Annotated in this window: 10 protein-coding genes; 6 read left to right on the plus strand and 4 right to left on the minus strand. The window is 47.2% G+C overall.

Annotated elements, in window-relative coordinates; translation table 11 throughout:
* Window positions 1-27: 27 nt before the first annotated feature.
* Window positions 28-2,325, minus strand: a complete 2,298-nt coding sequence (locus EJV45_RS06890) for an Rv1355c family protein (RefSeq protein ID WP_129714929.1) — start codon at window positions 2,323-2,325, stop codon at window positions 28-30.
* Window positions 2,326-2,443: 118 nt separating this feature from the next.
* Between EJV45_RS06890 and EJV45_RS06895 the strand changes: the two genes are divergently transcribed.
* Both EJV45_RS06895 and EJV45_RS06900 read left to right on the plus strand, forming a co-directional pair.
* Window positions 2,444-2,908 (plus strand): response regulator, encoded by a 465-nt coding sequence (locus tag EJV45_RS06895; protein WP_129714930.1) that lies wholly within the window; start codon window positions 2,444-2,446, stop codon window positions 2,906-2,908.
* A gap of 80 nt (window positions 2,909-2,988) precedes the next feature.
* The gene (locus EJV45_RS06900) at window positions 2,989-3,462 is read left to right on the plus strand and encodes a response regulator (protein WP_129714931.1); all 474 of its coding nucleotides are present in this window, start codon (window positions 2,989-2,991) and stop codon (window positions 3,460-3,462) included.
* 6 nt (window positions 3,463-3,468) lie between these two features.
* Here the strand turns inward: EJV45_RS06900 and rpoN are convergent, their stop codons facing one another.
* On the minus strand, window positions 3,469-4,941 hold the full coding sequence (gene rpoN, locus EJV45_RS06905) for an RNA polymerase factor sigma-54 (RefSeq protein WP_129714932.1): 1,473 nt from the start codon (window positions 4,939-4,941) through the stop codon (window positions 3,469-3,471).
* A gap of 185 nt (window positions 4,942-5,126) precedes the next feature.
* Between rpoN and mscL the strand changes: the two genes are divergently transcribed.
* Window positions 5,127-5,573, plus strand: a complete 447-nt coding sequence (gene mscL / locus EJV45_RS06910) for a large conductance mechanosensitive channel protein MscL (RefSeq protein WP_129714933.1) — start codon at window positions 5,127-5,129, stop codon at window positions 5,571-5,573.
* Window positions 5,574-5,594: 21 nt separating this feature from the next.
* Here the strand turns inward: mscL and EJV45_RS06915 are convergent, their stop codons facing one another.
* Complete coding sequence (locus tag EJV45_RS06915) at window positions 5,595-6,950, minus strand: PAS domain-containing sensor histidine kinase (RefSeq protein WP_129714934.1); 1,356 nt, start codon at window positions 6,948-6,950, stop codon at window positions 5,595-5,597.
* Between the two features lie 5 nt (window positions 6,951-6,955).
* Window positions 6,956-8,320, minus strand: coding sequence for a sigma-54 dependent transcriptional regulator (locus tag EJV45_RS06920; protein WP_129714935.1), 1,365 nt, complete (start codon window positions 8,318-8,320; stop codon window positions 6,956-6,958).
* Window positions 8,321-8,592: 272 nt separating this feature from the next.
* Between EJV45_RS06920 and EJV45_RS06925 the strand changes: the two genes are divergently transcribed.
* The 3 genes from EJV45_RS06925 to EJV45_RS06935 all read left to right on the plus strand — a co-directional run bounded on the left by EJV45_RS06925 (window position 8,593) and on the right by EJV45_RS06935 (window position 13,044).
* Window positions 8,593-9,837 carry an efflux RND transporter periplasmic adaptor subunit gene (locus EJV45_RS06925; protein WP_129714936.1) on the plus strand — a complete coding sequence of 415 codons (1,245 nt, stop codon included), beginning with the start codon at window positions 8,593-8,595 and terminating at the stop codon, window positions 9,835-9,837.
* Between the two features lie 28 nt (window positions 9,838-9,865).
* Window positions 9,866-10,564, plus strand: a complete 699-nt coding sequence (locus EJV45_RS06930; protein ID WP_129714937.1) for an ABC transporter ATP-binding protein — start codon at window positions 9,866-9,868, stop codon at window positions 10,562-10,564.
* Window positions 10,565-10,662: 98 nt separating this feature from the next.
* Window positions 10,663-13,044, plus strand: coding sequence for an ABC transporter permease (locus tag EJV45_RS06935; RefSeq protein ID WP_129714938.1), 2,382 nt, complete (start codon window positions 10,663-10,665; stop codon window positions 13,042-13,044).
* The last annotated feature ends 2 nt before the right edge of the window (window positions 13,045-13,046 follow it).

Consider the following 13,046-nt stretch of genomic DNA (forward strand, 5'->3'; position numbering starts at 1 on the left):
GAAAGATCGGAAAGTCAGTTTTACCATTTATTTATTGCTGAAATGCAAAATCTCATCGATCGGTTTTCTAAGGGTCCGGATCGTTGCTTCATCTGCATATGACAAGCGAAACATGAAGATACCCTGTTTTGTTGAAAGGGATGAGAAAACCGTTTGCAGGCTATCCTGCAGTTGTCGCAGTTCCGCAGCCATTTTTAATGGCATACCCATATCCTGCTCGTCAAGCAGGCGTGCGAACATGAACAGCGGTGCCGTAAGAGGCTGTAATGCCAATCCCGTTGCATTAGCCAGCAACCATGAGCGTTCCAACGCCTGACCACCTTTAATGAAATTTTCAGGGTCAGCTGCCGGCAGGCTGATCAGGCCAATGGCCGAACTGGATGCAATCGATTTTTTAGATAATTTCTCAAAGGCCGCCCCGCCGCCCCATCGGTTCAGCAATTTGATAACATCAGGGTTGGAGGCGACCAGAAGACCGGTTTTGTCCGTTTCCGACAGTTCAAGGGTTCTGATATCCAGACCTTCAGTGACAGGAGCGTCCTTTTCAGACGTCCAACGGATTTCTTTGTTGTAGAAATCATAATGGCCTTGCGGGAGCATAAATCGTAGTCTTTCGCAGGCGGAAACGACATCGGCTACCAGCCGGATATGGGCCTGATCTGTCGTGATTTGGAGATCTGCCAGAGGATCTGTACCGACAACGGCTGTCAGCCGCTGGATCATATCAGCAGTTAGCGGTTGCTGATTGCCGGCTTTTCGGTTCGTAAGCCTCATCGCCAGCGAGCCCTGAAGTTCTGGCAGGTAAGGGTTGGCAGGTTCAGTGAACTTTGCAAAGACCGCTATAAGCTTTTTATCATCAACCGGGAAAAGTTGTTCGCGTACATTTAGACCGAGCTCAGAAGCTTTGATTTTCAAATTCTCTATCGCGGCTCCGAGTGCCACGTAAGACGCGCTTTTTTTATAATCAAGCCATGATGCCGATTGCTTTTCGTCATGAAACAGAAATAACTTTCCCTCTTTATGCAACCATTTCCAGGGTTGCGTGTTGCCGCCTGAGGGTGCAAGCGCTGCTGCAGCGACGAGTTCCCGGACTTCGGTCTGGTCAAACTGGGCGTTAGCTGAATTCGCTTCACATTTAGCGGCCAACGACTCCATTTCCGAGAAAGTAAGATCCGGAGCTGTGTGGTTTATGTATTCATATTCTGTATCGGCCTTTTTATTTTTGTCGCCCACCAGATCTTCCAGATCAACGAAGTATCTGCCAGACTCATGATATTGGTCAAGTATGATGCGCCTGCATACATCTGCACCAAGTGCACCGCCAAGCGTTACTGAAGAAGCAAGCTGCGGCCATGTTGAAATAGATTGCCCGACTTCGACCATAGAAGCTTTTAGTCTTGTTGATATTGTATCAATACCGATCATGGCAAGCAGGAACGGAACTTTGTCCTCATTGGTCTTGAGATACTTCACCTGCGTATGGTCCAGGTGGTCGATCATGCCGTGTAATAACGGGCGGTCAGGCTCCAGGTCAAAGCGCTCCACGTCAAGTGTACCGCGATCGCTTGTATCCATGACAACCGGAATTTTCAGATCACGCGCCATATAACGCAGCAGGATCTTTATATCAAGCCCATCGCACTCATCAACGACGATATCCAGGTTTCCGCCTTTTGTAAAGAAATCCGCCATGTTTTCTTCGGTCATACCGTCCGTATAACACGTAACTTTCAAAAACGGATCGATCTCTTTGATCTCGCGTGCCACGATAACAACTTTTGGCACCGCCAGGTTATGAACACCGGTACGAATGCGGTTCAGATTTGTCAGTTCAAGCAGGTCAAAATCAGCCAGCCTGATTTCACCGAAACTACGTTCCATAGCCATGGTAATGGAGATTGACTGACCTACCGACAGACCAACAACCCCGATTTTTTGCCTGCCAAGTTTATCGCGCTCTTCGGGTGTGATCTTGTAAATGTTCCTGTTCGTGCGAACCTCTACAAACTCCTCTTCGTCAAGGAGATGCACAAGCCGTTCACTCCACGGATAATAAACCCACACGCCGTATTCAAGCATGCTCATAGCGCCGATATGCGCCGTCTTTAATGCTTCAAGCTCATCATCAGCGGGTTTGGCCTTAGGCCTTTTGAGTTTTATTAAATCGTCCAGCTGGGTCGACAACTCATCGTGAACGTGTATAAATGGTTTGTCTTTCAACAAACTTTCCAGTGCCAGACGGTCTTCCTCGCGATAGATGCGAAAGAACTGAGGTTCAAAAGAATGTACGTCTTCCTTTGACAGATGATCAAGTAAAAACTTCATTGAAATAGTAAAATAGGGGTCCCGCTTTTTAGTCCGTATGTCACAAAATTAGGTATATTTTGTAGATAATTTAATTTTTTGAGGGGATTTCCTCATTTTTGTAACATACAAGAAAAGCATGCAAAGTGAGCCTGTAAACATACTTTATGTGGATGACGAAGTTCACAACTTGAATGCTTTTAAGGCCGCATTCCGCCGGTCTTTTAATGTGTTCACTGCAGAGTCGGCAAAAGCCGGGCGCGCGGTGCTGGAGCAAACACCCATTCACATCATCGTTACCGACCAGCGTATGCCCGAGATGACGGGTATTGAGTTTTTAGAATCGATCATTCCACTTTATCCTGAGCCCATCAGGATCCTGCTTACAGGTTATGCAGATATCAACGCGGTCATCGATGCGATCAATAAAGGTCAGGTCTATCTCTACATTACCAAACCATGGCAGGAAGATGAGCTGCGGTTAAATCTGGAGAAAGCTTTTGAGGTATTTGCTCTAAGAAAAGCAAATAAAGAGCTGAATGAAAAGCTGTTTCTAGCCAATCAGCAACTGGAATTTATGCTGCGGCAAAAACTGCTGTCGTAGCGGTAAAGTGGCTTTTACAGGAACTTTGGCGGTATTGCGAACAACAATTCTATTTATTAGTTTTATAAGGAAATATTAAAATGGATTTATCTGAGCCTATAAGCGTTTTGTATGTTGACGATGAAATTCATAATCTGAATTCTTTTCGCGCCAGTTTCAGGCGGACATTCAAAGTGTTTACGGCAGAGTCGGCCGCTGAAGGGCGCAAGATACTCGAAGCGAACCCCATCCAGGTAATCATTACCGATCAGCGCATGCCTCAGATGACCGGGATCGAGTTCCTGGCCTGGATCATTCCTGATTTTCCTGATCCCATCCGTATTTTGCTAACCGGTTATGCAGATATCAATGCTGTAATAGACGCGATTAACCTCGGTCAGGTTTATAAATACCTTCAGAAACCCTGGACAGAAGACGACCTGCGCATTACGATAGAAAAGGCGTACGAGTTGTTTATGCTGCGAAAGGAAAACCGGGAACTGACGCAGAAACTCATTGAAGCCAATAAACAATTGGAAGCCGGTCTGCAAAAAGATTTCGATACCGGATCTTAAAAACGTCTACAATTCCTTACGAAGCCGGGCAACGGGAATATTCATCTGCTCCCGGTATTTGGCAACCGTTCTGCGCGCAATGTTGTAGCCTCTTTCTTTCAGAATATCGGTCAACTTCTCATCTGCAAGCGGCTTACGTTTATCTTCGTTACCAATGCAGTCTTCAAGAATTTTCTTGACTTCTTTATTTGAAACTTCTTCGCCGGTGTCGGTTTGGATCGCTTCTGAAAAAAACGATTTCAGCAAATAGGTACCAAATTCCGTCTGTACGTATTTCGAATTGGCTACCCGCGAAACGGTTGATATATCCATGTCGATCTTGTCTGCAATATCTTTCAGGATCATGGGGCGCATTTTGCGCTCATCGCCGGTTAAAAAATATTCGTACTGATATTGCATAATAGCGTTCATGGTCTTCAGCAAGGTTTGCTGACGTTGTTTGATCGCATCAATAAACCACTTCGCCGAATCAAGTTTTTGTTTGACGAACTGAACGGCTTCTTTTAGCTTACGGTCTTTCTGCGAAGCCTTGTCGTAATGCTCAAACATTTCCTGGTATGACCGGCTCACACGAAGTTCAGGAGCGTTCTTGGAATTCAGCGTCAGGATCAGCACACCATCATTGTTGTTGATGTGAAAATCAGGGATGATCTGCATTTGTTTGGTCGTGACCTGATTGGCATCGCCCGGTTTAGGGTTAAGACGCAGGATCTCGGCAACCGCTTCTTTCAATTCCTCACTACTGAGGCCAAGCGAGCGCTCAAGTTTATCGTAATGTTTCCTGATGAATTCATCCAGGTTGTTCTCAACAATCTTGATTGCCTGTTGGATGATCGGATTTGACTGGTCTTTGCGTTTGAGCTGGATCAGGAGACATTCCTGAAGGTCGCGCGCACCGATACCCGGAGGATCAAAACTCTGTATCAGTTTGAGCATTTCAAGCACATCTTCTTCCTCTACAATCACGTTTTGCGAAAAAGCCAGGTCATCGATCATCGATGTGATTGGCCGCCTGAGGTAACCATCGTCATCAAGACTTCCGATGATTTGTTTGCCGACCACGAAATCTTTGTCTGAAAGCGGAATAAGATCCAGCTGTTCCTGGAGACTTTCGAAGAAGGTGCTTTCAATGGCAATAGGGGTTTCCTTCTTTTCCTCATCATCATCAGAATTGTTGTACGAGGTACTGTAGTCGTTGGCAGAATCGTCCTGAAGGTAATCGTCAACGTTGAATTCGTCAAAGCCGTCATCAGCAGATTCACCTTCAAACTCCTCCTTATTATCGCTCACATCGTCATATTCGCCCTTTGGTTCCTCAAGGGTCATCAGACTGGGGTCTTCAAGTGCGGGATTTTCTTCAAGTTCTTCCTTAATCCGGGTATCTAAAGCAACGGTAGGTACCTGCAGCAATTTTATAAACTGAATTTGCTGCGGGGAAAGTTTTTGAAGAAGTTTTTGTTGTAAATGTTGCTTTAGCATCGTTATATAGTGGATTGAGGGCAAAAATACACAAATGATTCCGATAAATACAATCACCGGAAGGGGGGCCGGAAACGTTTTTGCCAGGCTCACTGCGTATATTAATTTTGCACAATAACAGCTTTAAAGCCGGTTATGTTTCCTACTTTTAATTTATCAAACAATTTTTACCAACACAAATATCTATGGGGTTTATCAAAGAATTTAAAGAGTTTGCAATTAAGGGCAATGTCGTTGATCTGGCTGTCGGTGTAATCATCGGTGGCGCGTTTGGAAAGATCGTTCAGTCACTCGTGAACGACCTGATCATGCCGCCCATCAGTCTCCTTATCGGCGATAAAGGATTCACTAATTTTTATGTTCCACTGAACGCCAAAGTACGCGCTGCATATGAAGCCAACCAGGCCCTGTCGCTTGAAGAAGCCAAAAAGTTAGGTCCTGTTTTTGCCTGGGGGAATTTTGCTACCGAGGTCATCAACTTTTTAATTCTTGCCTTCATTATCTTTCTGATGGTAAAGGCAATCAATTCCCTGAAGCGTAAAGAGGAAGCAGCTCCAACCATTCCTGCCGCGCCACCCCGCGAGGAAGTTTTACTAACCGAGATCAGGGATCTTTTAAAAGCAAAGCAATAGCCCTCCACGCGGTAAGGCCTGTTAATTGTAGTTGAATACAAGCGAAAAGGTTGTGCCAGCACCTTCCTGCGATTTTACCTCGATGCTGCCTTTGTGCATTTTCATGATGTTGCGGCTAATGGTCAGGCCAATGCCGGAGCCGTTTGGCCGGGTGGTGAAAAAAGGAACGAAGATTTTTTCGAGATTTTCTTCAGAAATTCCCCTTCCATTATCGCTCACGTCAATGAGCAGCCGGTTCTGTTCGAGGCGGTAACCAATGGTTATTTGCGGATCTTCGGCTGCTGCCACGGCATAAATCGCGTTTGTGATGAGATTGATCAGTACCTGCTCAATAAGCTTCAGATCAATCCGGATGCTGATTTTCGACGAAGTTTGATCTATGCGCAGCTGGATGTTTTTTCCTTCTGCAAAAGGCCGCATGAGCGTCCGTGTGTGCGAAAGAATCTCACCGATGCTGTGCAGCTCAAGCTGAGGACTAGGCAGTTCGGCAATGAGCCGGTAGTCTTTTACAAAGTCCAGCAGGCCTTCAGACCTGCGTTTAATCGTTTGCACAGCCGGCACAAGGTCTTCGAGTTCTGCCGGACCCAGTTCTGTTCTGCCCGAAACCATACCATTCAATGTGTCTGATAATGAGCTAATCGGTGTAATTGAGTTTAATATCTCGTGCGAAATCACACCGATCAGCCGGTTCCAGGCCTCAGTTTCTTTCTGCTCGATCTCATCTTTAATATTCTGAAAAGACAGAATGGTGTACTTCGTTTTGTACAACTGTAACGGAATAACTTCAGCAGAAAGCTGGATCAGTTTCTCCGGAAGCCTCAGTTCGATAAACCGCTTGCCGCCATGCATAATTTTGCCAATCTCTGCTGCAAACTCGGGGAGATGTCGCTCCATGCGCTGCCAGTATTTATAAGCCGGGATGTTAAGCATGTTACTGGCTGCCTGGTTAAAAAATACGATCTCAGATAGAGCTGTCGACCCCGGATCCCGAATGACCACCACACCGACAGGAACCTGCTCCAGGATAGTCTTCATTAGCTGATACATGGCTTCCTGCTCGAGTTCAAAGTTTTTCTGGCTTTGAATAATGTCATCAAAAGAATTGTAGAGCTCAGGAAAACTCCCGATGGTAGCTTTATTTCGAAAATTGAGCGTGTGATCGCGTGTTTTTACCGCTAGAATAAATCTTTTAATATCCGAACGGATTTGGCTGACAAAGGCTGATAAGGAGAAAATTGCACCGATCAGCACCATTGACACGCCCGCAATGGTAAACCAGAGCTCGGTTTTGCTGATGAGGTAAAAAAGCAGGGCGGCAAGCAGGTTGATGATGATCAGCCTGGACAGCAGTCGGAAGGTAAAGCGTTGATAAAACATAGCCGTCAGATTCCGAATTTTTCGATGCGCCGGTACAAGGCGGCGCGGGTCAGTCCCAATTCTGCAGCAGCCCGCGAAATATTGCCTTTATGTTTGTTCAGTGCATTGGTTACCATATGTTTTTCCATTTCCTCAAGTTGCATATCTGTAGGTGCCGCGGCAGGGAACGCTGACTGGCGCAGCTGAAGATCGTGCTCTGAAATGAAGTTATTATCTGCCATGATAACGGCACGTTCAATTACATGCTGCAGCTCGCGGATGTTTCCGGGCCACGGGTAATTCTGCAGCAGACGTGAAGCGCGGCTGTCTATAGAGCGGCAGTCCTTATGATACCTGGTACTGAAAACCTGCATAAAATGGGTAGCCAGCTCCATAACGTCGTCTTCCCGCTCGCGCAGTGGCGGCAGTACCAGTTCGACAGTATTGATGCGAAACAACAGATCCTGTCTGAATGTGCCTTTTGTTACCATCTCATCGAGGGGCATGTTCGTGGCCGCCACAAGACGCACGTCGACTTTACGCTCGCGGCTTTCGCCCAGCCGCGTAACGGTCCGGTTTTGCAGTACAGTTAGTAGTTTTGCCTGCAGAGGCAGGCTGAGGTTCCCGATTTCGTCAAGAAAAATCGTGCCCCCGTCTGCCAGTTCAAATCTTCCTGCCTTGTCCTCGCGCGCATCTGTAAAGGCGCCTTTCGCATAACCAAAAAGCTCACTTTCAAAAAGATTTTCGTTCAACGCACCGAGGTCTACATGCATAAAAACCTGGTTTCTCCGGGCCGATAACTGGTGAAGTTCGTGGGCAAAAACCTGTTTACCCGTCCCGTTTTCACCAAGGATGAGCACATTTGCATCGGTAGGTGCTACCTTGGTCATGGTGCGCTGAACGTAGAGCAGGGCAGGGGAGCTACCGATAATGGCCCCGGCGCGGCTTGCCATGTCGTTTTGCAGCGAAGAGCGGATCTTCTCAAGCTTCGACGCTTTTTTTGTAGACTGGCGCAGTTTCCAGGCGGCAGAGAGCGTGGCGAAAAGCTTTTCATTTTCCCAGGGCTTTAAGATAAAATCTGTTGCGCCCTCTTTGATGGCACGAACTGCGAGTTCTACACTGCCGTACGCAGTCATCAGGATCACAACGTATTCGCGGTCTATCGAAAGAATATGCTCAAGCCAATACATTCCTTCCCGACCATCACTCGCGCCTTTCTGATAGTTCATATCCAGGAGAATGATATCAACCTCATTCCTGCTTAACAGGACATTAATCTCTTTTGGCGACTTGCAGGTCAGAACCTGACTGAAATGCTGTTTCAGAAACAGTCTGGCACTGAGAAGGATATCATCGTCGTCGTCAATGACAAGAATCGTTGCGTTGATCATATTTGTTTGTTCTGGCGTTGACAGGCTGCACCGCAGAGCGTTGTATCCTGACTATGCCGACACGTGAGCAGATATTGCCTGATCGCCAGCATGCCCGGAGCAGCATGTTTATCAAAATTAATAATTAACTGTCCGGCAGCGTACGCCAGTTGTTCGAAAACGAACAGTTATTTGTATCTATAATTCTTAAATTGCTCACTATCAATAGTATAACTATTTATTTTTTCATTGGCATACCATTGGCAAAGCATGGCTAAATACCAAACGAACACATGGACAAAGTCATAGCGAAGAAGCGGTTTAGTAAAAAAGCGATCATTATGCTGGTTGGTGGGATAGCCATATTTGGATTGGTTGCTTACGGATATAGTTTGTCGCTGACAAAAACTTACCGGGCAGATCCTGACAAGGTGACGGTAAGCAAAGTTGAATACGGGGATTTTGAAGATGTCGTGCTCCTGAACGCCAGTGTTGTTCCGCTCACCTCGGTTATAGTTAGTTCATCTGAAGGCGGCGTTGTTGAACAGATCTTTACAGAAAACGGAGCGACGGTACAGAAAGGTACACCGCTTTTGAAAATTTCGAATCCGAACGCAATGTTAGGCTATACATCAAGCGAAACCGGAATCACCGAACAGATCAACCAATTGCGCAAGCTGCGGCTGGATCTGGAGCAGAATCAGCGCGTCCTGAACCAGGATATGCTGGATATAGAGAACAACCTGCGCACCGCAACCAGGCAGTACCGGCTGGATAGCCAGCTTTATGCAAAAAAAGTTATTACGCAGATGGAACTCGCAAAGTCGTCGCAGGACTTTAGTTACTATCAGGGCAAGAAAAAGATTCTCAGACAGGCAATCGACCAGGAAAATCAAAGCCGTAAATTGCAGCTTGCCCAGATCGACCAATCTGTACAGCGTATGAATGAGAGCCTGGAAATTATCAGGAAAAACATTGAAAATATGACCATTAAGGCGCCCGTTTCGGGAAAACTCTCTTCCTACGATCCGGTTGTGGGAAAATCTTACGGCAGCAATGAGATGATCGGTAAGATCGATGTGATGCAGGGTTATAAACTTCAGGCCGGTGTAGATGAATACTATATCAACCGTGTTAAAGAGGGCCAGACCGCCCAGTGTGAGTTTAACGGTAAATCGTATCAGATGACGGTCAGGAAGGTCATTCCTGAGGTTACTGCGGGGCAGTTCCAGGTCGAGCTCACATTTGCTGGCGTTACGCCTGAAGGTTTGAGACGCGGCCTTTCGCTTCAGCTCAAACTGACCCTTTCAGACAACAGTAAATCTTTACTGCTCGCGCAGGGACAGTTCTTTCAGACTACGGGCGGGGCCTGGGTTTTTGTTGTATCCGATGGAAAAGCACGTAAACGAAACATACGGATCGGCCGGAAAAACTACCTGTATTATGAGGTGCTTGACGGACTTCAAAAGAACGAATCGGTAATCACATCATCATACGACCAGTTTACCCAATATGATGTCGTAGAACTTACAAACTAAATCAGAACCACATTCACAAACTATCAGCATGATAACTATAGAAAATCTTCAGAAAGTATACAAAACCGAAGAAATCGAGACAACCGCATTAAATGGCATAAACCTCCAGGTTGCGGCTGGCGAGTTCGTATCGATTATGGGGCCGTCGGGCTGCGGTAAATCCACGCTTCTTAATGTAATGGGACTGCTGGACAAACCTGAGAGCGGAAGTTACCGCTTTCTTGATACCGAACTGCTGACCCTGCGTGACAGGGACCGCTCCAATTTCCGTAAAAAAAACATGGGCTTTGTTTTTCAAAACTTCAACCTGATCGATGAGCTGACCGTCTTTGAAAACATCGAGCTTCCGTTAATTTATAACAAGGTAGGTGCTGCCGAACGGAAAAAGCTGGTCAATGAGATCATCGAGCGGATGAACATTGTTAACCGGAACAAACATTTTCCGCAGCAGCTCTCCGGCGGACAACAACAGCGGGTGGCTGTAGCCCGTGCCCTGGTTACCAGGCCAAAACTTGTTCTGGCCGATGAGCCTACAGGAAACCTGGACAGCTCGCATGGTAACGAGGTGATGGAGTTGCTTTGTGAGCTGAATGAACTGGGCACAACGATCGTTATGGTAACACACTCCGCGCATGATGCGAGTTTTTCCAACCGCATTATCAACCTGAAAGACGGTCACGTTATTTCCGAAAAAATGAATAAAGCGCGTACAGGCGAATTAATCTGATAAAAAGATAGTTTTTGGTTTATTGGCCCTGTAGCCCGTGCTTCCCCGGAGGGAAGCTGGGCATTACAGGTTAAAGCAGCCGGAAGGCAGACAAAAAGATGTTCAAACTGAATTTAAGAATAGCACTCAGAAACCTCTGGAAAAATAAGGGGTTTGCCCTGATTAATATTTCAGGCCTGACTATCGGCCTGGCATCATGCCTGATGCTGTTGCTCTACGTTTCATATGAGTGGCAATACGACCGTCAGTTCAGCAAGATAGACCGGATTTATGGTGTGTGTAAGAACTACAGCAATAACGGCAACCTTGAAACCTACGGTCCCGTATCCAATGCACTGCCTAATCTGCTTGTTCCGACTGCGCTGCAGACCATACCTGGTATTGAAAAAGCGAGCCGTACCAATGCGGCTTACAAATTGTTAAGTCGGGGCAAACATGCTGTTAACATGACTGCATTGTATGCCGATCCCGCATTCCTGGATATTTTTGATTACAATTTTATAGAGGGAAACGCCACCGCCTTATCAGATCCGGGCGCGGTAATCCTGACCGACCAGGCCGCCCGGAAGATGTTTGGTGCAGAACGGGCAGTGGGCAAGGCGGTTACATGGGACAATAAACACATGCTGAAGGTAGGTGGCGTAATCAGTGATCCGGAACCGAACCAGACGTACCGCTTCGACGTCATCATGAACTGGACGTTTATGCAACGCGAAGAGCCCGGGCGGAACTATAACAATTGGGGGAACGGGTTCTCAAATGCACTGATACTGCTCAAACCGGGTGCAAACTTTGAAGCCGCAGACCGGGCAATCAGGCGGTTGATACGGAAAAATCAACCGGAGAATAATACTGAAGCTTTTCTCTTTCCTTTTGCCAAGACGCACCTCTATAATGACTTTCGAAATGGCAAAGCTGTGGGCGGCTCCATAGATCAGCTCAGGATCTTTCTGATGCTGGCCGGTTGTGTGCTCGCTATCGCCTGTATCAACTATATGAATCTCTCAACCGCCAGGTCTGAAAAACGTGCGCATGAAGTTGGCGTGCGTAAGGCGCTTGGCTCTGACCGCATGAGTCTCAGCATGCAGTTCCTGGCTGAGGCCGTTCTGCTGACATGTTTCGCCATGATCTTTGCTTTCGTATTGGTAGAACTTTGCCTTCCATTTTTTAATAACCTGCTCAATACGGCGATTGTGGTTGACTACCAGAGCCCTTATACCTGGCTGCTTCTTTTCGGTCTGACAATCATAACTGCCTTGCTTGCGGGCAGTTATCCGGCATTTTACCTGTCTTCTTTCGTGCCGGTAAAGGCGCTGAAAGGGTTTAAAGCGGGGCAGGGATCATTAAGTGTGCGCCGGTTGCTGGTTGTGCTCCAGTTTGCCTGTTCTGTTTGCATGATTGTCGGTGCAATCGCAATTTACCGCCAGGTTTCTTACCTGAGAAATAAGCCGCTCGGCTTTGATGAGACAAATCTGATCGAACTGAGCCGCAATGGTAAACTTGGCAACGAGTCTACTAACGCATTATTTAAGACCGAGCTTCTGAAGTCCGGAGCCGTTACAGCGGTTTCAGGCCTGTCTACCTCCCTGACAAACGGCGGCAATAACAGCGACAGCTTTAGCTGGCCAGGCATGCAGCCGAATGAAAAAATTGTCATGAATATCCGTGAGACCGACCCGGGGCTGGATGCGACACTCCGCGTTGGCACGGTGGCTGGCCGTGGCTTTGATCCATCAAAACGCAGCGACAGCAGCGGTGTTATATTGAATGAAAGTGCGGCCAGGGCTATGAACCTAAACACTGCTGCAATTGGTAAGGAGATCCGCTATGGTAATATGGCCTTTACCATTCTCGGTATCTGGAAAGACTTTTCTTACCAGTCTTCGGCTTACAGGGTGTCTCCAACATTGTTTTTTATGGCGGATACGGGCCGGCGTAAAACGAATACCCTGCTGCTGCGGCTTAATCCCGCAGTAAATGGAAGTCAGGCACTTTCAATTATTACTTCCCTTTATGAAAAGTTTAATCCCGGTTTTTCCCCGGAACCACGGTTTATCAGCGATGCGCTGGCTGATACGCTGCGGAACGAGCGCAGGCTTGGTACGCTGGCAAATATTTTTGGTGGTTTCGCCGTCTTTATTTCCTGCCTCGGGCTGCTTGGCCTTGCATTGTTCATGGCCGAACAGCGAAGCAAGGAAGTCAGCATCAGGAAGGTGCTGGGGGCCGATCTATTGAGCATTCTCGTGCTGCTGAACAAAGATTTTATCAGGCTTGTACTTACCGCAAATGCGATTGCGTGTCCCATTGCCTGGATCCTGCTGAACCGCTGGTTACAGGGCTTTGATTATCGCCAATCTCTGGGCCTGTGGCCGTTCGCGATTGCGATCCTGGCGTCGCTGCTTGTTGCGCTTGCTGCCGTGAGTCTGCAGACCTGGAAAGTGGCAAGGGCAAACCCTGCCGACGCCTTAAAATACGAATAAGC

The organism is Pedobacter sp. SYP-B3415 (genome assembly GCF_004138205.1).
Classification (GTDB): Bacteria; Bacteroidota; Bacteroidia; order Sphingobacteriales; family Sphingobacteriaceae; genus Pedobacter.

Excerpts from the sequence above, each read along its gene's own strand:
- EJV45_RS06925 (WP_129714936.1), top strand. The coding sequence starts at position 8,593 with ATGGACAAAGTCATAGCGAAGAAGCGGTTTAGTAAAAAAGCGATCATT.
- rpoN (WP_129714932.1), bottom strand. The coding sequence starts at position 4,941 with ATGCTAAAGCAACATTTACAACAAAAACTTCTTCAAAAACTTTCCCCG.
- EJV45_RS06920 (WP_129714935.1), bottom strand. The coding sequence starts at position 8,320 with ATGATCAACGCAACGATTCTTGTCATTGACGACGACGATGATATCCTT.
- EJV45_RS06930 (WP_129714937.1), top strand. The coding sequence starts at position 9,866 with ATGATAACTATAGAAAATCTTCAGAAAGTATACAAAACCGAAGAAATC.
- EJV45_RS06890 (WP_129714929.1), bottom strand. The coding sequence starts at position 2,325 with ATGAAGTTTTTACTTGATCATCTGTCAAAGGAAGACGTACATTCTTTT.
- EJV45_RS06895 (WP_129714930.1), top strand. The coding sequence starts at position 2,444 with ATGCAAAGTGAGCCTGTAAACATACTTTATGTGGATGACGAAGTTCAC.
- EJV45_RS06915 (WP_129714934.1), bottom strand. The coding sequence starts at position 6,950 with ATGTTTTATCAACGCTTTACCTTCCGACTGCTGTCCAGGCTGATCATC.
- EJV45_RS06935 (WP_129714938.1), top strand. The coding sequence starts at position 10,663 with ATGTTCAAACTGAATTTAAGAATAGCACTCAGAAACCTCTGGAAAAAT.
- EJV45_RS06900 (WP_129714931.1), top strand. The coding sequence starts at position 2,989 with ATGGATTTATCTGAGCCTATAAGCGTTTTGTATGTTGACGATGAAATT.
- mscL (WP_129714933.1), top strand. The coding sequence starts at position 5,127 with ATGGGGTTTATCAAAGAATTTAAAGAGTTTGCAATTAAGGGCAATGTC.